Here is a 20,174-nt window from a genome sequence, read left to right as displayed (position 1 = left end):
AATGCCACCAAAAAGTAGGCTAAAATGAAGAAAATTTTGCTCGTTAGCGACGACGTGGAGATGCAACTAAGTCTCAACGCCGCGCTTTAGCAAGGATCCGGTAAATTTTAAATCAGTAAAATTTCGCGCGATAACGGGAGTTTATCTCCCGTTACGATCTTCGTAAACAGACTATCTCTACGCTTTATAAGAAAATTTACTACGCCAAATACGACTACTTTATAATCAAACTTTTACCCAAAAAATTTTATCTCTCGTATTTAGAAGCTGCCGAATTTTATTCGGGAATAAATTTTAGCCAAAGCTCGCATCCACTCAGCTCAAAACATAAAATTTAAAATAAGCCGTTTTCGATATAATTTTCAAAAATTTTGGAGCGGAAAATGAACAGAAAAGAGCTTCTGGGCGGCGCAAAACGTATCGTCGTAAAGATCGGTACTTCAACGCTTACGAACGGCGACGGCTCGCTAAATGAGCGACTCATCAAAGGTCTAGTCGCGCAAATTTGCAAACTAAAAGATGCGGGCTTTTGCGTGGCTTTGGTAAGCTCGGGTGCCGTGGGCGCGGGCATGGGACTACTCGGCGTCGCGCAAAGACCTAAAATTTTAAGCCGCAAACAAGCTCTGGCGGCAGTCGGGCAGGTCGCGCTGATGCATCTTTACGAGCGGCTGTTTTGGGCGCATGACCGCATTATCGCGCAGCTGCTGCTAAGCCGCGGCGATTTTAGCGACAGAGCGCGCTATCTTAGCGTGCGAAACGTCTGCGCAGAACTGCTCTCGCGCGGCATCGTGCCGATTATCAACGAAAACGATCCCGTCGTAGCAGATGAACTGAAAGTGGGCGATAACGACACGCTAAGCGCGCTCGTTGCGGGGCTAATCGATGCCGATCTGCTCGTGATTTTAAGCGACATCGACGGACTGTACGACAAAAATCCGAGCGAGCACGCAGACGCGAAACTTTTAAGCTTTATCGAAAAAATAGACGAACGCATCATCAAAATGGCAGGCGGCGAGGGCAGTAAATTCGGCACGGGCGGCATGGCGACCAAGATCGCGGCGGCGCAAATGGCAAATCAGATCGGCACGAGCCTGATCATCGCGAACGGGCGTACGGACGGAATTTTGCTTAAAATAGCGGTGGGCGACGAGGTCGGCACCCTCTTTAGCGCGGGCGCAGCGCGGCTTAGCTCGCGTAAATACTGGCTCGCATACGGCGCGATTAGCAAAGGCGCGGTGATTATCGACGCGGGTGCGGCAGAGGCGATAAAATCGGGCAAAAGCCTGCTTGCGGTCGGGATTGCCGAGGTGCGCGGCGAATTTGAGCGCGGCGAGATCGTAAACGTCTGCGCGACTGACGGCAAGCTGCTGGCGCACGGCATTAGCAACTATTCAAGCTGCGAGCTTGCGCGCATAGCGGGAGTAAAAAGCGATGAGATAGAGCAGGCTTTAGGCTACAAAAGCGACGATGACGCGATCCACGCGGATAATATCGCGCTACAATGAAATTTTAGCCGTGTTCGCGCGTTTAAATTTTAAACGGAGGGCGAAGATGAAAAAGATTATATTTTTTGCGCTACTTTTGGCAGGTGCGGCGTGGGCGTGCAAAGAGGCAAATCCCGCTAGAATTTTTATAGCGGCTAACGACGAGGATCAAGGCGGCACGCTAAACCGCGCCGAGTGGGAGAAAGCGGTAGCCCCAAAGAATATCAAGCTAAAATTTACGGCGCAAGACGCGGCGTGGACGGCGAAATTTGACGAACCGGACGCCGATAAAAACGGCGAGCTAGATGTTCTTGAGCTGCGCGGATATGAGCTGGTGGATTACGTAAAAGCGCCATGCGCAAATTGGAATGATAAAGTTGGATATAATGCCGAGAAATAGCTAAAGAAGGGATTTATGGCATGAGTTTGGCTGATAGTAAATTTACAGCATAGGGAGAAATCTTTGAGAAAATGAATAAAAGCATACTTTACAACACTGCCGCAAGTACGGCAGTGGCGATATTCTTTGCTAGACTAGCCCGCGTAGCTTGCTATTTTTTATAAGTCAAGGAAACAAAATGAGTGAAATTTTGAATGAAAATATAGAATTTGGAGTGTCTTTCCTTTCGGATACTCGCTTAATTCATAGCGATGAGACCTCCAAATTGGTACTATTATAACAAAAGATGATTAAATGTATCTTGAAAGTGTAATCTGTAAAAAACTATGTGAAAACTTAGACTGTGACGCAACGAAAATGCCGGGCTTTGGTAAACTTAAAAATTCTATTGCACTGCTTCACAATAAATATTTGTTGGGTGCTTGCAAAGAAGCTGCCGTCATTATTAAAAAATATGCCAAAAATAATGTTGACATCTTTGATTTAGTCATTTCAATCTATAATAAACGCATAAAATCGCACCACGAAATGTTTTTAATCATCCATATTTTTGAAACGGCATTGCGTTCTAAAGTTGCACTAGTACTATCTGAAATTTATAGTTCAAATTCTAACGCCGACGACTGGTTTTTATACGGAAAAAATGCGAAGCTAATAAAACAAGCTGCCCACATAGCGCAGACCAAAAAGGTTAATCTAACAGAGCAAATGAATAGCTTTGAGGTGCTTGATTTATTTACGCTAGGTGATTTGCAAAACGTCATAGGCTCGAATTGGAGCGATTTCAGAGATATTTTTGCAAGCGTGTGCGAATACAAGGGGCAAAAGTTGCCAGAATACGGCACAAAAAATAGTCTTTTAAATGTATTTTCTATGATTCGTAAGGCACGCAATGATATCTTTCACAATAATCCGCCAAAAACAAAAGCAAAATCAATAACTGTAAATATTGAAATTTTGCTATTACGACTGGGGTTTAACCTAAATGATGCATTTAAAAATATATCAAATTTAAACCATATGGTAAACTTAAAATATAAATATGATTAAGGAGCGAAAATGAACGAAATTTTAGATATCTGTAAGCGCGCAAAGGCCGCTTGCGGCGAGCTTTTGAGACTTGGTAGCAAGGCTAAATTTGAAATTTTAAACGCCGTGGCGGATGAGCTGCTCGCACAAAAGGACGCGATAAAAGCGACAAACGCCAAAGACCTTACAAACGGCGAGAGATCAGGCTTGAACGCAGCGCTGCTAGACCGTCTAAGGCTAACCGACGCCCGTATCGAGGCGATGGCGCAGGGCGTGCGCGAAGTGGCGGGATTTGCAGAGGTCGTGGGCGAGAATCTAGGCGGCTGGAGCCATCCAAACGGCATGCAAATCAGCCGCGTGCGCGTGCCACTGGGTGTGCTCGGCATCATCTACGAGAGCCGTCCAAACGTCAGTATCGACGCGGCGGCTCTGGCGCTAAAAAGCGGCAACGCAGCGATCCTGCGAGGCAGTGCAAGCGCGCTAAATTCAAACATCTTTTTAGTAAATTTATTTAACGAAGCCGGGGCGAAATTTGGCTTACCGACGGGTGCAGTGCAGCTCGTGGAGAGCGCCGAACGCGAAGTAGTGGCGAAAATGGCGAAAATGAGCGAGTATATCGACGTTTTGATACCGCGCGGCGGCAAGAGCTTAAAAGATTTTATCGCGCAAAACGCGACCGTACCGATCATCATGACGGGTGAGGGAGTTTGCCACATCTTTGTCGATGAGAGCGCAAATTTGAGCGAAGCGGCAAAGATAATCAAAAACGCCAAAACCCAGCGCCCAAGCGTCTGCAACGCCGTAGAATGCGTGCTTTTGCATGAGGGCGTGGCGGGCGAAATTTTACCAGAGCTTGTGCGCGAAATGCCGGAGGTCGAGTTTCGCGTGAGCGAGCAGCTTTTGGGCGCGTGCGAGTCGGAGCTGCGAGGCACTAAAAACGTCAAAACGGCTAGTGAGAGCGACTTTGGCGCCGAATTTTTGGATCTCGTGCTAGCCGTGCGCGCGGTGCGGGATACAGGCGAGGCGATTAGCTTTATAAACGCGCATTCTAGCGGGCATTCGGACGCGATTTTAAGCGCGGATTACGCGACCGTCGAGCGATTTTTAAACGAAGTGGACAGCGCAGTCGTCTATGCCAACGCCTCGACGCGCTTTAGCGACGGCAGCGAGTTTGGATTCGGCGGCGAGATCGGCATCAGCACGCAAAAGCTGCATGCCAGAGGGCCGATGGGGGTGAGGGAGCTTACGACCTATAAATACGTCGTCCGAGGCGGCGGGCAAATTCGTTAGCGGCTCGTCTTTTTCTAAAAGGCTCGTCTTGCGAGCGCTTTTGAGAGAAATTTTGCTTCTCTTGCGCTCGCAACTGCAAGCAGAAGTCTAGCTTGCGCAAAATTTTAGCTTCTAACTCAAAAAATCGCCTCGAAATACTTGCAAATTTTATTTTATATCGCAGGCTAAATTCCGTCTGTGATACTTTTACCTAATAAACTTGAAATTTTATAAATCACCTCTGTTAAAATTTTAAAAATATATGACGCTAAAGCTTTTCCATACAGGCGAAATTTTGTATCACGTCTTACTAAAATTTAGAATTTTTAATAAAAATTATATATTCCGCACGATATAATCGCGCATCTGCTCGCAGCGCGAGCGATAGCTAAATTTCAAGGAGATTCAATGAAAATATTTAAAGCCCTGCTCGCAACAGCGCTGATCACCGCCACCCTAAGCGCTAAGACGCTCAAAGAGGGCACGCTCATAATAGCCACAGAGGGGACTTACTCGCCGTATTCTTTCTATGACGAGAAAAATAATCTTACCGGCTTTGATGTCGATATCGCTCGCGCACTAGCAAAAGAGCTAGGGCTAAAGGCGGAATTTTTAACCGCACCGTGGGATGCGATGCTCGCGGCATTTGACGCAGGCAAAGCAGACATAGCGATGAATCAAGTAAGCATCACGCAGGAGCGCAAGAAAAAATATAATTTCAGCGAGCCTTATACCGTGGCTTATGCTGCGCTAGTAGTGCGAGCCGATAACGAGGAGATCAAAAGTTTTGCGGATCTTAAAGGCAAAAAAAGCGTCCACTCCGCTACCAGTAACTGGGCTGACATGGCGCGCAGCTATGGCGCTGAGATCGTTACAGCAGACGGATTTAGCAAGGGTGTGGAGCTTATCATAGCTCGTCGCGCAGACGCTACGATCAACGATAACATCACATTTTTCGACTATATGAAGCAGCGCCCGAACGCCCCGCTAAAGATCGCAGCTCAAGGCAATGAGCCGATCTATTCCGCCGTGCTGCTTAAAAAGGACGACGAGCTGACGGCACAGATAAATTCCGCACTAAAATCGCTAAAACAAAAAGGCGTGCTGAAAGAAATTTCACTTAAATATTTTGGCAAAGACATTACGGAGTAAATTCTACGACCGCTTAGTTGAAGCGTGGAATTTTAAACTTGGTTGGGCGGAATTTCGCATTTTAAATTTCGCTCATAAAATTTTGGAGGAATTATGAAAAATTTAATAAAAACTTTGCTTGCGTGCGCGCTTTTAATATGCGTCGTAAACTCTAAAACGCTACGCGAAGGCGTGCTTAAAGTGGCTACGGAAGGCACCTTTTCGCCATTTTCGTATTATAACGACAAAAATGAGCTCGTAGGATACGACGTAGATGTCGCGCGCGCAGTCGCCGAAAAGCTTGGTCTAAAAATAGAATTTCTAACTGCGCCTTGGGATGCGATGCTTGCAGCATTTGATGCAGGTAAGGCAGACGCTGTGTTTAATCAAGTAAGCATTACTGATGAGCGCAAGAAAAAATATGAGTATTCAGTGCCCTACACCGTCGTTTACGGAGCTATCATCGTGCATAAAGATAACAACGACATTAAAAGCTTCGAGGATTTAAAAGGCAAGAAAAATGCGGACTCCGCTACCAGCAACTGGGCGCAAGTCGCTAAAAAATACGGCGCGCAAAACGTAACCGTCGATAGTTTTGCTAAAAGTATGGAGCTGCTGATCGCTCGCCGCGTAGATACCGTCGTGCGCGATAATACCGTATTTTACGACTTTTTAAAGCAGCGCCCGGACGCTCCGATTAAAATCGCCGCAAAGCTAAAAGACGTCGATTATAGCGCTGCAATCGTGCAAAAGGGCAATAAAGAGCTCGCAGATCAAATCAGCAAAGCCTTAAACGAACTCAAAGCCGAGGGCAAGCTAAGAGAAATTTCGCTTAAATATTTCGGCAAAGACGTGAGTGAATGAACGAAACAAGCAGAATTCTAGAGCTTGTTAGCAGCTCGCTAGAGCCGATGGCACTAGCCCTGCTGCAAGTTACTATCCCGCTTACGATAATCTCATTTCTGCTCGGGCTCGTGCTTGCGGTGCTGACGGCGGTCGCACGCATCGCAAATTTTAAAATTTTAAAGCAGCTAAGCGAAATTTATATTTGGATTTTTCGCGGCACTCCGCTTTTGGTGCAGCTTTTTATCGTCTATTTCGGACTTCCAATCGTTGGGATCACACTTGATGTTTGGGCTGCTGCGATCATTACCTTTAGCCTCAATATCGGCGCTTACGCTTCAGAGGCGGTGCGAGCTGCGATCCTATCAGTGCCAAAGGGGCAATGGGAGGCGGCTACCTCTTTAGGCATGAGCTACGCTCAAATTCTGCGCCGTATTATCGCTCCGCAAGCAGCGCGCATATCGCTGCCGCCGCTATCAAATATCTTTATCTCTACGCTTAAAGACACTTCGCTCGTAGCCTCGATTACGATGGTCGATATGTTTATGGTCGCTCAACGTATTGCTGCGCGGGCATTCGATCCGCTCACGCTATACGTGCTGGCGGCGCTATTTTATCTAGCAGTCTGCACCCTTCTTACGTTCTTACAATCCAAGCTAGAGCGACGATTTTCAAGGTTTGTGTGATGATAAAATTTACGAACTTAACTAAGTGCTTTGGCGATCACGTCGTGCTAAACGGGCTAAGCTTAGAATTTCGCGACGGGCAAACGACGGTGATTTTAGGAAGCTCCGGCTCTGGCAAATCCACGATGCTGCGCTGCATAAATCTGCTCGAAATTCCAAGCGGCGGCGAGCTACAGCTAGGCGAGTTTAAGATAAATTTCGACGCTCCGCATAAAACAAGCGAGTATCATCCATTCCGCGCGCATACGGGCATGGTTTTTCAAAGCTTCAATCTCTTTCCGCACCTCAACGTCTTGCAAAACGTCATCGAAGCACCCGTACACGTGCTAAAGCAGCCACGCGAGCTTGCCGAGGCAAATGCAATGGCTCTACTAAAAAAGGTCGGTATGGCGGATAAAGCTGGCGCATATCCGGCTCGCCTCTCCGGCGGTCAGAGCCAGCGTGTAGCGATCGCGCGAGCACTTGCGATGCAGCCTGAGTTTTTGCTACTGGACGAGCCTACGAGCGCGCTTGATCCCGAGCTTGAGGCGCAGGTGCTAAAGACTATCGCAGAGCTTGCCGCAGAGGATTGCTCGCTCATAATCGTCACGCACAATATGGGCTTTGCACGCAAGATCGCAGATAGAATTTTATTCTTAGACGGCGGAGTTATCGCATTCGACGGCGACGCAGAGGAATTCTTCGGCAGCAACGACGAGCGCATAGCTAAATTTATCGGAGCGATGAGCTTTTAAATCCATTAAATTTCAAGGAGAAAAGATGAAAATAGATACCCTAATCGTAAAGGGCATAGAGGCTAAGTCCAACCCCCACAACGCGGTGATTCCACCGATATATCTAGCCAGCACCTTCGTGCAAGAAAGCCTGGATGATTTCGGCAAATACGCCTATTCGCGCGGCGCAAATCCTACGCGCAACGCCTTCGAGGAACTTTTCGCAAAATTTGAAGGCAGCAAATACGCCTTCGCGCTAGCCTCGGGTATGGCGGCTACGAGCGCTGCGTTTGCGCTGCTTAAAAGCGGCGATCGCGTGCTGCTAAATAATAACGTCTACGGTGGCACCTATCGCTACGTAAGCGGGATTTTTAAAAATCAAGGGATCAATTACGACTTGGTGGATGATCTAAATTCGATCAGCGAAATTCCAAGCGACGTTAAAATGGTCTTCATCGAAACGCCCTCAAATCCGCTTTTGCGCGTAACCGACATTGAGCGCATCAGCGAGCTCGCGCATAAAAACGGCGCGCTTGTGGTGATGGATAATACCTTCTTAACCCCGTATTATCAGCGCCCGCTAGAGCACGGCGCAGACGTCGTGGTTTATAGCGCAACCAAATACATAGGCGGGCATGCCGATCTGATCGCCGGCATCGTTACGACGAACGACGATGAGCTTGCCGCAAGAATTCAGTTTATGAAAAACACTCTGGGCGCTACGCTCTCGCCTACCGACGCGTATTCGCTAATACGCGGACTTAAAACGCTAAGCGTGCGCTTCGACCGCCAGAGCGAAAATACGCTAAAGATAATAGAATTTTTACGCGGCAATCCTGCGATAGAAGCGGTAAATTTCGCAGGCTCGCATTCGGCTAACGAAAAAGAGATACAAAATCGCCAAGCTAGCGGCATTGGAGCGGTCATCTCACTGGTGCTTAAGCCGCAATACGACTATAAAACCTTTGCGCGCAGCCTTGAGCTATTTGATCTAGCCGTGAGCCTGGGCGGCGTAGAGAGCCTGATCTGCCACCCCGCGTCGATGACGCACGAGAGCTATCCGCGCGAGCTGCAAGAGCGCATCGGCATCAGTCAAAATTTGCTGCGTCTAGCCATAGGCATCGAAAACGCGGACGATCTCATAGCAGACCTTGCCGCCGCGCTAGAAAAATCTAAAAAATAGGCAGCGCGAAATTTACGTAAGCTCGCGAAATTTCTATGCAAGCTTCTAAAAATTTACGCGCGCAGAATTCATACCAAAATTTAGTCCTAAATCCTTATAGCTTCGCTTGTGAGGCTATAAGGGCGCCGGTTTTTACGGACCGGCACGCAGGCGGGCTTAAAAAGACCTCCTACCGATCATTTCATTTTCTAAAAATTCCTTTTCGCAAAACCTATGTCTATTTCCTCGCGGGTTAAATTTTGTATGAATTTTCACTCGTTAAATTTTACGAAGCATGCGGCTTTGCGTAAAATTTAAAAATTCCGCCACTACGCCGCTTAAATGAAATTTTAATTTATACGCACGGCAAAATTTATCCAGATCTCTTGCTAAAACGCATCGTTTAAATTTAATTCGGATAAATCTATCTAACCGCCGTTTGATATTGCTAAGCGGAGAGCTTAAATTTAATCAAAATTTTAAAGATGGCGGCGATCTGTGCCGCACTACGCTAGTCGCTCGGTCTAAATTTAGCGCAATTAAATTTATCAAACGAGCAAATTTAGGCTCCGTCTTGCTCAAAATTTAAAATTCTGCACACCATTTAAATTCCACTTAAAATTTTAGCCGCGCTTTAAATTTAGCGGAGTTACTTCAGCTCGCCCCAGCGCTTGGCGATGTTTAGGCTCGTCTTTAAGGGCACGTTCAGGCTCGCCGCACTTTGCATAATCTCTTGCGCGCGCTCGCCGAAGCTCTGCGCCGCCTCGTCCCGCACCTCGAAAATCAGCTCGTCGTGGATCTGCAATATCAGCCGCGCCTCATCATTTAGCAGCGGCGAAATCTCAACCATCGCCTTTTTGATGATGTCGGCGGCGGAGCCTTGAAATTTCGTATTCACCGCCTCGCGCTCGTAGCTCGCATATACCATGTTGTTGCGCGCGTTTGCGAAGTCGAAGTAGCGCCTGCGCCCAAAAAGCGTGCTTACGTAGCCGCCTTCTTTCGCGTCCGATTTTATGCTCTGCAAAAACTCCTTGATCGTAGAAAACGCCGCGAAATAGCGCTCGATATAGCCCTTCGCCTCTGCGCGCGCGATGCCTAGGCTGTCGCTTAGCTTGCCCGCGCCCATGCCGTAGATGAGGCCGAAATTTATGCTCTTTGCGATCGTGCGATGCGCGGGCTGCGCGTCGCCGAAAATGCTGATCGCCGTGCGCGCGTGAATGTCCTCATCCGCCCTAAACGCCGCCAAAAGCGCAGGATCGCGCGAAAAGTGCGCGAGCAGGCGCAGCTCGATCTGCGAGTAATCAAGCGAGATCAGCGAGTAACCCTCGTCTGCTAGGAAGCAGTCCCGCACGTCCTTCGCAAACGTGCCGCGCGCGGGGATATTTTGCAGGTTCGGATTTTTGCTCGCTAGCCGCCCGGTAGCCGTGCCGGTCTGCAAGAAATTCGATCTGACGCGGTTTTGCGGATCTGCAAGGGCAAGCTGTAGCAGCGGCTCGCAGTAGGTGCTTTGCAGCTTAAACAGCTCGCGGTAGTCTAAAATTTTATCCACCGCGGGATGCAGCGCCGTAAGATCCTTCAGCACGCTTTCGTCGGTGCTATAGCCTGTTTTCGTGCGTTTTGCGGCAGGAAGCCCTAGCCGCTCGAAAAGCACGGCGCCGAGCTGAGCGGGGGAGTTGATATTAAACTGCTCGCCGCAAAGCTCGTAAATTTCATCCGTGAGCACTCGCAGGGACTTTTCGTTGCGCCCGATTAAACCCTTTATCATCTCCACGTCGATCTTGATACCGCATCTTTGCATCTGCCAAAGTACCCGCACGAATGGAAACTCAAGCTCCTGCGCGAGCTTAAAAAGCGCGGGCTCAAGTAGCCCCTTGAGCTTAAAATACAGCCTCAACGTCACCCACGCATCCTCGCTCGCATAGATCGTAGCGGCGTCCAGCTCCACGGAGGCGAAGGTCTCGCCCTTTTTGACGACGTCGCCGAAATGCACAGTCTCATACCCCAGATACCGCGGCGAGATAGAGTCCATCCCCACGGCGTTTGCGGGATCGAGTAGCCACGCTAGCACCATCGTATCGGCAAAGCGCGCGGGCGGTTCGATATTAAAATTATTTTTCACGATCTCAAAATCGTATTTTAAATTTTGCCCTACGACATAACCGCGAAATAGCGAGCTGATCGCAGCCTTTGCCGCGTCCGAAGAAATTTGAACAGGAGCGCCCAAATAGCTATGCGCGAGCGGGACGTAATAGGCGCGCTCCTCATTAAACGCAAACGAAAAGCCCACGATCTTGGCGCTTTTGCTGTCGATGCTAGTGGTTTCCGTATCGAAGCTCACCAAGGTCTCGGCGCTAACGTCTTCGCACAGCCTCGCAAGCTCCGCGGCATCGGTGATACAAATGGGCTCAAATGGCATTTTAAAAGCGCTCTCGGAATTTTGTCCGCCGCAAGAGGAGCCGCCCGGGATAGAATTTTGCCCGTCTATCCCCCCTACGGCAGCGTCCAAGATAGATCCGCCGCGAGACGGCTCTGCGGCGGAACCCTTCCCGCCCGCGCCCAAAACGGAGCTTTTTGCGCTTGCGCCTTTGCCCTCGCCCCAAAGATCAAGTCCGTTTTGCTCCTGCAGGCTTAGCGCCGAAAGAAGCCTATTTAGCGCGTAATCTTTTAAAATTTCGCGAATTTTAAAAAGCGGATTTTGCTGCGGAAATTTCGCATCATCCAAAGGCGGGATTTCCAGCTCGTCATAAAGCGTAGCCAGGCGCTTGCTTATGTAGGCGCTCTGCTTACCTTCTATCAGATACTCGCGCTGTTTGTTTTGCGGTAGGCGGTCTAAATTTGAATAGATCCCATCAAGCGAGCCCCATTCGTCTAAAAGTTTCTTCGCCCCCTTATCGCCGATGCCGCGCACACCCGGGATATTATCGGCACTGTCGCCGCAGATCGCTAAAAAATCCACGATCTGCTCGGGATAGACGCCGTAGCGCTGCAAGCACTCCTCCCTTCCGTAAAGCATCTTTTTGCCGTGGCTGTAAATTTTAACGTTTTCGCCGATGAGTTGATAGAGGTCTTTGTCGGAGGTAACGATGTTGATTTTATGCGTGGCGCCGTGCTTTTTAACGACGCTTGCGATGAGATCGTCCGCCTCATATCCCTCGCGCCCGAGCGAGTAAAGCCCCATCTTTTCGATCATCTCGATGCAAACCGGCAGCTGCTGCAAAAGCGCGGGCGGCGGGGCTTGGCGGTTGGTTTTGTAGTTGGGATCGATATCCGAGCGGAAGGTCTTGCCCTTGCTATCCAGAGCGAAAATTATATAATCGCTCTTAAATTCCTTCGAAAGATTTGCGATGAAGCTCGCAAATCCGCTCACCATGCCGCTGGGTTTGCCGTCTTTTGTTTTAAGCCCGCTCATAGCGTAGTAGAGCCTGAAAAAAAAGCCGAACGTATCGATGATCGTGATGGTCTGCATAATGGTCCTCGGATTTAGAATTTTAACGCATAGTGTATTAAAATTCGGCTAAATTTACAAATTCCGAATAGGACTTGACCTGCCTCATTTCAAAATTTTAAAATTTGCTATATAATCGCGCGAAATTTTAAAAAAGGATCAAGTATGGATTTTTTCACAGACTGGCAGGAGTTCGACGCGGCGGGCGCTACGGTGAAATTTTACAAAAAATCGCAGGGCGGCGTGGAATACATCGGCTTTGATTCGCGCAAATGCGTCCCACCAGAGCCTATGGTAAATGCGCTGGTGGCGCTAAATTTCGTAAAAGACGAAACCAAAAAGGTCGTCATGGTAAATCATAAATTTCCGATGGGGCTGATCCCAAAAATCGAGTCTAAATTTGACATTGCCCGCGAGGATCTGGACGGAGATGCGGTCAAGCTCACCATTAGCCTAAAACCCGGCGCGGTCAATGAGGGCTTCGACACCGACGCGAAGTGCCACGGCTAAAGGGCTTTAAAATTTAGATGAATATCACGACCTTTTCGCCGCCGTTTCGCATCGTAGGCGGCTATTTCATCTGCGGCTTTATCTTTTTGCTGCTAAGCGCGGCGAGCTTTTTAAAGGCCGATTTCGGCGCGATCCAGGCGCCGCAGACGGCGAGCTTTTTTCACGTATTTTTGCTGGGTTTCGTAATCAGCATAATCATCGGAGCGCTCTATCAGCTTACTTCGGTCATCATCCAAAAGGAATTTTTTACCGTCAAATTTGCGTTTTTAAATCTCTTTGCTTACGCTGCGGGCGTGGCTCTGCTAAGCGCGGGATTGCTGCTTTCAAGCATCCCTTTGATGCACGCAGGCGGCGGCGTTTTGCTGCTTAGCCTATTTTATTTTACGATCTGCTACGCGCTAAGCTTCATCGGCACGCCCAAATGGAGCTTCCCCGCCGTAGCGCTTGCGATCTCGGCTGCGTTTTTGGCGGTAGGGATCAGCCTTGGCTTCGCGCTCGTGCTAGCGCTTAGCGGCGTGGAGATTTTCGGAGTGTATTTTTCAGAAATTTTATCCTATCACATATACTTCGTGCTGGGCTTTGTATTTTTCGTTATCGTAGGTGCCGCGTGTGTGCTGCTGCCGATGTTTAGCCTGGCGCACGATCTAAGCTTCGCGCCGGCAAAAGCTTCGCTGGCGCTGTATCTGCTCGCGGGGCCGTTTTTACTAAAAGATTTTGGAATTTTCATCGCATTTGCCGCGCTTGCAAGCTTTGCGGCTCAGGCGATCTACATCCTAGCCAGGCGCGTGCGAAAAGCGATAGATTATTGGAATTTAAACATATATATCTCGCTAGCGGCTTTGGGATTTAGCGCGGCATTTTGGCTCGCAGATCGCACGGATGCGGCGGCATTTTGGCTGCTATACGGCTTTTTGTTCGCTTTCATCGTCGCGCACCTTTATAAAATCGCGCCCTTTCTCATCTGGTACCACTACGTCTCGCCCTTCGTCGGCAAGCGCAAAATCCCTATGCTGGAGGATATGATAATCAAAAAGATCGCTTACGCAGCCTGCGTGCCGAACGTCTTAGCGCTTGCGTGCGCGGGTCTTGGAGCGCTAACGCCTGCAGTGATCTTGCAAGCGGCAAGCATAATTTTGGTGCTAATCAACACCGTAAATATCTTTAACTACATAAAATTTGGAGAGTAAAAATGAAAGTAACGAAGGAGCAAATTTACGACGCGCTTCGCGCCGTAGTTGACCCTGAGGTGGGCTTTGACGTCGTGTCGCTGGGGCTCATCTACGACGTAGCGGTAGATGAGGCGAACAACGTCAAAGTCACGATGACGCTATCGACTCAGTCGTGCCCGCTGCATGAGATGATGGTGGAATGGGTGCGCGCGGGTGCCGAGAGCGTGGAGGGCGTCGGCGAAGTGGAGATCGATCTCGTCTTTGAGCCGATGTGGAATATCGATATGGCGGAGGATCACGTCAAAGAAGCACTCGGTAGATTTTAAGCAACTTTGCCGCGCCCAGTAGTTTAAGCTTTGAAATTCTAAAATTAGATTTCAAATTTATACCTAGGGGCTGCTATGAAAAAATTTACCGACGGCAAGAAAGAGATCCTGCTTCAAACGCAAGAGCTTAGTTTGATTTCAAAGATGCTACAAAACGGCAAAGAAAAGCTGAGCTCTAAAGAATTCGCAAATTGCGATGCTCTGCAAAAAGCTTTCGTAAAAAAGCAAGTTGATGCCCTAAAAAAGGGCTTCATCTACGAAAACAAAGAAGCAAAATTCGGCGAGGCAATAGCGCATGCCTATATCGGCGGCGGATACAGCGGGGCGCTTGGATTTGCCGAGTTTGAGGATAAATTTTACGTCTATAAATGTAATTTTGACGAGCACGGCTGCGATTATTTAATCGTGTTGGACGGCGAGCTAAGAACTCTTGCGCAAATTAAGCTACCAAAAATTTTAGCATGGAAAATGACTGCTACCAAAAAGGCCTTGGTGCTTGATTTGGACCACGAATTCTTTCTTTTTGATGGAGAGAAATTCAGTAGGCTTTTTGAAGCCTGGGGTATCACAGGAGGAGGCTTTAGCTCCAGTCTAAGCGGCAACGGCGAAATTCTAGCCTGCGGCACGGATGGAATTTTAGCTTTCGGAAGCGACAAGAAGCTAAATTTTAAAACGGATTTTTCGGCGAAAGCTATAGGCTTCGGCAATAAAATTTGTGTAGCCTGTGGGGATGAAAACGGCAAAAATGTCGCTAGGCTCTACCGCCTAAAAGACTTCGCCGAGCTTTGCCGTATCGAATGCGACGTGGGCTATATCCACTCCCTAAACGTGGGGCTTATCAAAAATGACGCAATTTTGGTCGTAAATAACGGCTTTGATGAGCTGTATTTTTGGGACGTCGCAAGCAAAAAGCGTCTAAGCGTACCAAAAACCTTGCCAAGAAGCGTAATGAGGTTTGCCGCAAACGATCAAATTTTTCTTACGTATTTTTATGGCAGGTTTAAAGCATTTAGCTTGAAGGATTTTCGCCTCTTAGGCGAGTTTGAGTGCGAGCACTGCGTCAAAACTGCTGCTATTAAAATCTCAGGCAAGCGCCTTTACGTCCGCACCGACTACGGATTTTTTAGCATTTATTCTTTAGCCGAGAATGGAATTAAAATTTAAAAAGCGCTATTGATACAGATTTATCGCCCGCTTCAAGCTCATAAAATTAAACGAACTCCGCCCGCCTTAAGCTTGCGCAACAAGTAGGGGTGGCTATTTAAAGAAATTTTATCGCAAAAATCGCAGGTTTTGAGAGCTTTTTAAGGCTTCCTTTAAGCATTATCAAATTATCCGCGCCGGAGATTTTAAGAGTGGAATTTTCAAAGCAAAATTCTAAATTTTTTAGCGCGTTTTCGCTTAAGAGGCGCGCAAGCTCCAAAATATAGCTTAGCCACGCAAGCTTGCCGGCGTCCGGCAAAATCGCGCTCAAAGGCGCAAACGTAGCTCCTAGCTCGCGCTTTCCGTGCATCGAGATGATCGCGGCTATGAGCGCTTTTTCTTTGTGTGTCGTGCGGTAGTTCAGCCCGCCGAGCACCATATCCGCGCTGGTTTCGTGCTTAGCATAAAAGCCGATCGCCCGCCCGATCTCGCAAAGCAACGCCGCAATCTGCAGAATTTTAATATATTTTTCGCCCAAGCCGTGTAGAGGCGATAGCGCGCAAAACAGCGCCTTTGCGAACTTCGGAGCCTCGCTGGGCTCGGAAGCGAAGCGATCTTTAAGGCTTCTTAGGCTCGGATTAAAGCCTCTAGGCAGGTTTGCGCCACGCAGAATCGAGCTTAAAAACGCTCCCTCGCGCACTCCCACGCCGCTGGTGATGATCTTTTTCGCCCCTAGGCGCCTTACGATCTTATCAAAGATAATGGCGCCCTCTCTTATCGTGTCGTAGCGGTCTTTTTTGATCGGGAATTTCGCCAAATCAAGCGTCTTTGCACTCATCAGCTTGGCAAAAAATGGCGCGTATTTTTCGTAATCGTAGCTGAAATTATGCACGATCTTTAGCGGATGATTCTGCAGGCTCATCACGGCGCCAGAGAGCGCTCGCGCAGAGCCGCCCATTACGATTAAATTTTGCGTGCGAAACTCGGCGCCGAGCTGCGAGATCTCGCTGTTTATGTATTTCTCCAGCCCCTTCGTGTCGCCGCGGTCGAAAAACAGCTCCTTTAGCCGCACCGTGCCTAAATTTAAAGAAATTTTATTTTCTATCTTGCCGTTTTTGATGTAAGCAAGCTCGGTCGAGCCGCCGCCAATATCTAGCGTAACGCCCTCGGAAAAGTCGCTAAGCAAATTTTGCGCCGCATAAGCGCCCAGATACGCCTCCATCTGCCCGTCTATCTTGCGGATCGTGATGCCCGTTTGCTTGCGGACGAGATTTATAAACTCGGCTCCGTTCGGCGCATCGCGAAGCGCGGACGTACCGATGCAAAGCACGCGTTTGGCCTTGTAATTGCATACCAGGGTTTTAAATTTTTTAAACGCCAGCAGGCATTTCTGCATCGCTTCGGTGGTTAAAATTCCGCGGTTTTCGTAAGCGCCCTCGCCTAGGCGGATCTTGATCTTGTGCTCGGCCAAGATGAAAAATCCGAGCCTGCTCGTGCGCTCAAAAATCACGGCTCTGGCGGAATTTGAGCCCAGATCTATGACGGCGACGCGCTTGGGCATTTAAATTTCCATATGGACGTGTTTATATTTCAGCTCGTCCGCCGTCTCGATATTATCGGGGTCGGTGATGATACACTCGACCGGGCAGACCACGATGCAAGCGGGCTCTGAATAATCATCTACGCACTCGCAGCATCGATCGGCATCTATGATGTATATCGGCTCATCCTCAAAAATAGCTTCATTAGGGCATTCCTCGCGGCACGCGTCGCAACTGATGCATTCTTTTGTAATCAACAATGACATATAATTTTACCTTACGAAAAAATTTATGGCGTTTATACCATAAAAAGCTTCATTTTGTTTTAAAATAGCGGAATTTCGGGCTATTTCTTAAATTTTTTAGCGGAAGTTTGAAAATCGCGACAATTAGCGAGCGCCCTTTGTCGTTTTTAAGATCTACTTGCGCGCCCATCGCTTGAGCAGCATTTTTGGCTAAAAATAGCCCGAGCCCGGCTCCCGGTTTGCCGCCATAGCGCTTAAAAGGGGCGAAATAATCGATCTCTTCGTTAAGCGGCTCGCCCTTATTTGCGACCCGCACGATGAAATTTCCGTCCGAAATTTCGCTCTCGATCAGTACTTTTTCGCCATCAGGAGAAAATTTTATGGCGTTTTGGACGAAATTTTGAATCACGTGCATAAAAAGGCTTTTCTGCACCGAAATTTCAAGCTGTTCAGGCTTAAGATCCATCGTCAAGTCCTTGCCTGCCGTACGCGCTAAAATTTTAAAGCCTACGCATAGCTCCCGTAGATACGCGATCATATCGGTCTGCTCAGGCGCCTCAAACTGCGCCCCCTCCTGCCGCCCGATCTCTAGGATGGAGCTGATCATCTTATTCATACTATCGATCGAATCATTATTGTTTTTAAGCGCCTCGATATATTTCTCTCTCTCGCGCGGCTTGATGAGAGTAACTTCGTTTTTGGTTTTCATAACCGCAAGCGGAGTTTTAAGCTCGTGCGCGATGCCGATAAAAAGCTCTTTTTGATACATAATAAAGGTCTCGATGCGCTCAAGTAGGCGGTTTATGCTGTTTGAAAGCGGGCTAAATTCGCTTGGAATTTCCGCTGCGTCGATCGGCTTTAGAAATTTTTCATCCACCGAAGCAAGCCTTTGACTGATCAGCTTAATCGGCATCAGCAGCATACGCGAGAGAAACATTGCGTAAAACACCACCAAAAATATCATCGTCAAATTTACCAAAATGATGTCGATGAGTATTTGGTTTACGATGTTTGCATAGACGCTCACGTCGGCTCGGATACTTAAAATTTTATCCTTACCATAAGGATAGTGCAGCTGTAAATAGCTCCTGCCGCCCTCGGAACTTTCGATAAATTTAGGCTTATTGATACTTTCGTTTTCGATGATTTTGCTCTCGTATTCGCCCGGCGTGTTTTGCAAAAAAGATGAAATTTTCTCAGGCGGCACGGAGGCGTCTACGATTTTTTGTGCTCTTAGGATCAAATTTTGAACGGGAGTTTCGAAGATGGTAATTCTCATATAATTATAGAGCATTACCGAAAAAATGACAATTAGCATCAACGAAGCGGATGCTAATTGTATTACAAAGCGAACTCTTAGGCTTTTTGTGGAAAGCAAAATCTATATCCGCGTCTGCGAACGGTCTCGATCGTAGAGATATTTAGAGGCTTATCCATTTTCTGACGAATTTGATTGATCGCGACTTCGATGACGTTCGGCGTAACGAGCTCAGGCTCCTCCCAGATAGCGTCTAATAGCTGCTCTTTGCTTACGATCTGATCGCTGTGGCGCGCCAGGTGGGTTAGCACCTCAAAAGGCTTGCCCTTCAGCTCGATCTCTTGACCCAAGTAAGTAATTTTTTCCTCATCAGGATCAATGATAAGATCGTCGATCTTGATGATATTTGAGCCGCCGAAGCGAAGTCTAGCCTCAAGGCGCGCTACTAAAACGTCAAAGTCGAAAGGCTTTTTGATAAAATCGTCCGCGCCCGCGCGAAGCGCTTTGATCTCGCTTTCTTTATCGTCTTTTGCAGATAGCACGACGACGGAGGTGCGCGCGGATTTTTGCTTAACCAATGCGATGAGATCGATGCCGTTGCCGTCAGCTAGCATCCAATCGGTTAGCACCAAATCATAATTTCTAATGCCGATATAATACTCTGCGTCCTTAAAACTCTCGGAAGTATCCGTCTGATAGCCGAACTCCATCAAGCCCTCCGCTATCGTCTTGTTTAAAGTCACCTCGTCCTCGACTATTAAAATTCTCATTTAATTTCCTTGCCTTAAAATTTTGCGGCGATTTTAACATATTTTAAGCAAAATTTCAAGATTTTTTAAAGAAATTTTAAAATTTTATCTCTATTTCCGCGCCGACGCTCGCGTCTTGTAAAATTTCGGGCTTTAAAATTTTCATATAAAAATAATCCATCGATCGAAATTTTGAGTGAAACTCCTGCGCGAAGTATCTTAGTGCGTCCTCCACGAGGCGAAATTTTTTCTCGCGAAGCTCTGCTTTAATATATTCGCAAACCCGCGCGTAATCGATAAACTCCTCCGCCCCGAGCTTCGCCCACACCCACACGCGCTGCTCGCGCTTGCGCTCAAAATCCAATGTCCCGATTATTGCGCCGAATTCCAGCTTTTCGATTAAAATTTTAATCATACTACGCGCTTTTCCTCGCCCTTAAGCAGCCTGGCGATATTCGGAGCGTGCTTGTAAAATACGATGAAAACTATCAGAAAGATCGGCGCATGAGTCTTGATCGCTGGCATCTGCGGATGGATCACGTAGCTTGCGATAACTAGCGCAAGCGCCGCTGCAAGCGATGCTACGGATGAAATTTTAACCGTCTTGCCGACTACAAACCAAACGGCAAGCGCGATTATGATCTCGATAGGGATGAAGCAAGCAAGCACGCCGGCTCCCGTCGCAATGCCCTTGCCGCCGTTAAATTTCAGATACGGGCTGAAGCAATGCCCAAGCACTGCAAAGACCGCCATGCTCCATAGCACATTTTCATCAAAGCTTAAAGCCCGCGCGATCAGTATCGGCAGGACGCCCTTTAGCGCGTCGCAAGCGACCGTGAGGATCGCGAGCTTTTTTGCTTTTTTCGGATCGCGAGTTTTTAAGACGCGAAGGACGTTGGTAGCGCCTATGGAGCCGCTGCCCTCGCTTTTGATATCCACGCCACCGAGGTATCTGCCGATCAAAAGCCCAAAGGGGATCGCAGCGATCAGATACGCAGCAAAGTAGCACCAAAAATTCGGCGCTGTAACGATGCTAAGTAAAAATTCTAAAATTCCCGATTTTTTCATAAA

The 20,174-nt window shown here is 48.1% G+C and carries 20 protein-coding genes; 13 read left to right on the top strand and 7 right to left on the bottom strand.

Features of this window, described 5'->3' with window-relative positions:
• Window positions 1–383 precede the first annotated feature (383 nt).
• From proB to Q0101_RS04175, 9 genes are all read left to right on the top strand, one after another.
• On the top strand, window positions 384–1,505 hold the full coding sequence (gene proB / locus Q0101_RS04215) for a glutamate 5-kinase (protein ID WP_297942660.1): 1,122 nt from the start codon (window positions 384–386) through the stop codon (window positions 1,503–1,505).
• A 46-nt stretch (window positions 1,506–1,551) separates the two neighbouring features.
• Window positions 1,552–1,884, top strand: coding sequence for a hypothetical protein (locus Q0101_RS04210; RefSeq protein ID WP_297942658.1), 333 nt, complete (start codon window positions 1,552–1,554; stop codon window positions 1,882–1,884).
• Window positions 1,885–2,178: 294 nt separating this feature from the next.
• Entirely contained in the window at window positions 2,179–2,934 is a 756-nt protein-coding gene (locus Q0101_RS04205) for a CAAX protease (RefSeq protein WP_297915587.1), read from the top strand.
• Between the two features lie 9 nt (window positions 2,935–2,943).
• A complete protein-coding gene (locus Q0101_RS04200; protein ID WP_297942656.1) occupies window positions 2,944–4,203 on the top strand; it encodes a glutamate-5-semialdehyde dehydrogenase in 1,260 nt (419 codons plus the stop codon).
• A 387-nt stretch (window positions 4,204–4,590) separates the two neighbouring features.
• Window positions 4,591–5,334: an amino acid ABC transporter substrate-binding protein gene (locus tag Q0101_RS04195; RefSeq protein WP_297942654.1), complete on the top strand. Its 744-nt coding sequence runs from the start codon at window positions 4,591–4,593 to the stop codon at window positions 5,332–5,334.
• Between the two features lie 93 nt (window positions 5,335–5,427).
• Window positions 5,428–6,177: an amino acid ABC transporter substrate-binding protein gene (locus tag Q0101_RS04190; RefSeq protein ID WP_297942649.1), complete on the top strand. Its 750-nt coding sequence runs from the start codon at window positions 5,428–5,430 to the stop codon at window positions 6,175–6,177.
• Complete coding sequence (locus tag Q0101_RS04185) at window positions 6,174–6,842, top strand: amino acid ABC transporter permease (protein ID WP_005871287.1); 669 nt, start codon at window positions 6,174–6,176, stop codon at window positions 6,840–6,842. Before Q0101_RS04190 ends, Q0101_RS04185 begins: the two co-directional genes overlap by 4 nt.
• Window positions 6,842–7,576, top strand: a complete 735-nt coding sequence (locus Q0101_RS04180) for an amino acid ABC transporter ATP-binding protein (RefSeq protein ID WP_297942647.1) — start codon at window positions 6,842–6,844, stop codon at window positions 7,574–7,576. Before Q0101_RS04185 ends, Q0101_RS04180 begins: the two co-directional genes overlap by 1 nt.
• 25 nt (window positions 7,577–7,601) lie before the next feature.
• Window positions 7,602–8,738, top strand: a complete 1,137-nt coding sequence (locus tag Q0101_RS04175; RefSeq protein WP_297942644.1) for a PLP-dependent aspartate aminotransferase family protein — start codon at window positions 7,602–7,604, stop codon at window positions 8,736–8,738.
• Between the two features lie 628 nt (window positions 8,739–9,366).
• On the opposite strand, the gene polA is transcribed toward Q0101_RS04175, so the two are convergent.
• The gene (polA, locus tag Q0101_RS04170; protein WP_297942641.1) at window positions 9,367–12,183 is read right to left on the bottom strand and encodes a DNA polymerase I; all 2,817 of its coding nucleotides are present in this window, start codon (window positions 12,181–12,183) and stop codon (window positions 9,367–9,369) included.
• Between the two features lie 144 nt (window positions 12,184–12,327).
• On the opposite strand from polA, the gene Q0101_RS04165 reads away from it, so the two are divergent.
• The 4 genes from Q0101_RS04165 to Q0101_RS04150 all read left to right on the top strand — a co-directional run bounded on the left by Q0101_RS04165 (window position 12,328) and on the right by Q0101_RS04150 (window position 15,331).
• On the top strand, window positions 12,328–12,672 hold the full coding sequence (locus Q0101_RS04165) for a hypothetical protein (protein WP_005871273.1): 345 nt from the start codon (window positions 12,328–12,330) through the stop codon (window positions 12,670–12,672).
• Between the two features lie 17 nt (window positions 12,673–12,689).
• The gene (locus Q0101_RS04160) at window positions 12,690–13,859 is read left to right on the top strand and encodes a peptidase M50 (RefSeq protein WP_297942639.1); all 1,170 of its coding nucleotides are present in this window, start codon (window positions 12,690–12,692) and stop codon (window positions 13,857–13,859) included.
• Window positions 13,860–13,861: 2 nt separating this feature from the next.
• Window positions 13,862–14,167, top strand: a complete 306-nt coding sequence (locus Q0101_RS04155; protein WP_297942637.1) for a metal-sulfur cluster assembly factor — start codon at window positions 13,862–13,864, stop codon at window positions 14,165–14,167.
• A gap of 75 nt (window positions 14,168–14,242) precedes the next feature.
• Window positions 14,243–15,331, top strand: coding sequence for a hypothetical protein (locus tag Q0101_RS04150; RefSeq protein ID WP_297942634.1), 1,089 nt, complete (start codon window positions 14,243–14,245; stop codon window positions 15,329–15,331).
• Window positions 15,332–15,428: 97 nt separating this feature from the next.
• Here the strand turns inward: Q0101_RS04150 and Q0101_RS04145 are convergent, their stop codons facing one another.
• The 6 genes from Q0101_RS04145 to plsY form a co-directional block, all read right to left on the bottom strand.
• Window positions 15,429–16,871, bottom strand: coding sequence for a Ppx/GppA phosphatase family protein (locus tag Q0101_RS04145; RefSeq protein ID WP_297942631.1), 1,443 nt, complete (start codon window positions 16,869–16,871; stop codon window positions 15,429–15,431).
• Window positions 16,872–17,117 carry a YfhL family 4Fe-4S dicluster ferredoxin gene (locus Q0101_RS04140; RefSeq protein ID WP_005871264.1) on the bottom strand — a complete coding sequence of 82 codons (246 nt, stop codon included), beginning with the start codon at window positions 17,115–17,117 and terminating at the stop codon, window positions 16,872–16,874.
• 49 nt (window positions 17,118–17,166) lie between these two features.
• The gene (locus Q0101_RS04135) at window positions 17,167–18,414 is read right to left on the bottom strand and encodes a HAMP domain-containing sensor histidine kinase (RefSeq protein ID WP_297942628.1); all 1,248 of its coding nucleotides are present in this window, start codon (window positions 18,412–18,414) and stop codon (window positions 17,167–17,169) included.
• Between the two features lie 38 nt (window positions 18,415–18,452).
• Window positions 18,453–19,124 carry a homeostatic response regulator transcription factor HsrA gene (gene hsrA / locus Q0101_RS04130; RefSeq protein WP_005871260.1) on the bottom strand — a complete coding sequence of 224 codons (672 nt, stop codon included), beginning with the start codon at window positions 19,122–19,124 and terminating at the stop codon, window positions 18,453–18,455.
• Between the two features lie 76 nt (window positions 19,125–19,200).
• The gene (locus tag Q0101_RS04125; RefSeq protein WP_297942626.1) at window positions 19,201–19,518 is read right to left on the bottom strand and encodes a dihydroneopterin aldolase; all 318 of its coding nucleotides are present in this window, start codon (window positions 19,516–19,518) and stop codon (window positions 19,201–19,203) included.
• Complete coding sequence (gene plsY / locus Q0101_RS04120) at window positions 19,515–20,171, bottom strand: glycerol-3-phosphate 1-O-acyltransferase PlsY (RefSeq protein WP_297942623.1); 657 nt, start codon at window positions 20,169–20,171, stop codon at window positions 19,515–19,517. The genes Q0101_RS04125 and plsY overlap by 4 nt, the downstream gene beginning before the upstream one ends.
• Window positions 20,172–20,174: the final 3 nt, after the last annotated feature.

It is taken from the genome of uncultured Campylobacter sp., assembly GCF_937921625.1.
Classification (GTDB): domain Bacteria; phylum Campylobacterota; class Campylobacteria; order Campylobacterales; family Campylobacteraceae; genus Campylobacter_B.
The sequence above is the reverse complement of the archived record's forward strand: the minus strand, read 5'-3'. Positions and strand labels throughout refer to the sequence as shown.

Excerpts from the sequence above, each read along its gene's own strand:
- Q0101_RS04160 (WP_297942639.1), top strand. The coding sequence starts at position 12,690 with ATGAATATCACGACCTTTTCGCCGCCGTTTCGCATCGTAGGCGGCTAT.
- Q0101_RS04180 (WP_297942647.1), top strand. The coding sequence starts at position 6,842 with ATGATAAAATTTACGAACTTAACTAAGTGCTTTGGCGATCACGTCGTG.
- polA (WP_297942641.1), bottom strand. The coding sequence starts at position 12,183 with ATGCAGACCATCACGATCATCGATACGTTCGGCTTTTTTTTCAGGCTC.
- Q0101_RS04205 (WP_297915587.1), top strand. The coding sequence starts at position 2,179 with ATGTATCTTGAAAGTGTAATCTGTAAAAAACTATGTGAAAACTTAGAC.
- Q0101_RS04185 (WP_005871287.1), top strand. The coding sequence starts at position 6,174 with ATGAACGAAACAAGCAGAATTCTAGAGCTTGTTAGCAGCTCGCTAGAG.
- Q0101_RS04175 (WP_297942644.1), top strand. The coding sequence starts at position 7,602 with ATGAAAATAGATACCCTAATCGTAAAGGGCATAGAGGCTAAGTCCAAC.
- Q0101_RS04135 (WP_297942628.1), bottom strand. The coding sequence starts at position 18,414 with ATGCTAATTGTCATTTTTTCGGTAATGCTCTATAATTATATGAGAATT.
- proB (WP_297942660.1), top strand. The coding sequence starts at position 384 with ATGAACAGAAAAGAGCTTCTGGGCGGCGCAAAACGTATCGTCGTAAAG.
- Q0101_RS04190 (WP_297942649.1), top strand. The coding sequence starts at position 5,428 with ATGAAAAATTTAATAAAAACTTTGCTTGCGTGCGCGCTTTTAATATGC.
- Q0101_RS04145 (WP_297942631.1), bottom strand. The coding sequence starts at position 16,871 with ATGCCCAAGCGCGTCGCCGTCATAGATCTGGGCTCAAATTCCGCCAGA.
- Q0101_RS04150 (WP_297942634.1), top strand. The coding sequence starts at position 14,243 with ATGAAAAAATTTACCGACGGCAAGAAAGAGATCCTGCTTCAAACGCAA.
- Q0101_RS04155 (WP_297942637.1), top strand. The coding sequence starts at position 13,862 with ATGAAAGTAACGAAGGAGCAAATTTACGACGCGCTTCGCGCCGTAGTT.
- hsrA (WP_005871260.1), bottom strand. The coding sequence starts at position 19,124 with ATGAGAATTTTAATAGTCGAGGACGAGGTGACTTTAAACAAGACGATA.
- Q0101_RS04165 (WP_005871273.1), top strand. The coding sequence starts at position 12,328 with ATGGATTTTTTCACAGACTGGCAGGAGTTCGACGCGGCGGGCGCTACG.
- plsY (WP_297942623.1), bottom strand. The coding sequence starts at position 20,171 with ATGAAAAAATCGGGAATTTTAGAATTTTTACTTAGCATCGTTACAGCG.
- Q0101_RS04210 (WP_297942658.1), top strand. The coding sequence starts at position 1,552 with ATGAAAAAGATTATATTTTTTGCGCTACTTTTGGCAGGTGCGGCGTGG.
- Q0101_RS04200 (WP_297942656.1), top strand. The coding sequence starts at position 2,944 with ATGAACGAAATTTTAGATATCTGTAAGCGCGCAAAGGCCGCTTGCGGC.
- Q0101_RS04140 (WP_005871264.1), bottom strand. The coding sequence starts at position 17,117 with ATGTCATTGTTGATTACAAAAGAATGCATCAGTTGCGACGCGTGCCGC.
- Q0101_RS04125 (WP_297942626.1), bottom strand. The coding sequence starts at position 19,518 with ATGATTAAAATTTTAATCGAAAAGCTGGAATTCGGCGCAATAATCGGG.
- Q0101_RS04195 (WP_297942654.1), top strand. The coding sequence starts at position 4,591 with ATGAAAATATTTAAAGCCCTGCTCGCAACAGCGCTGATCACCGCCACC.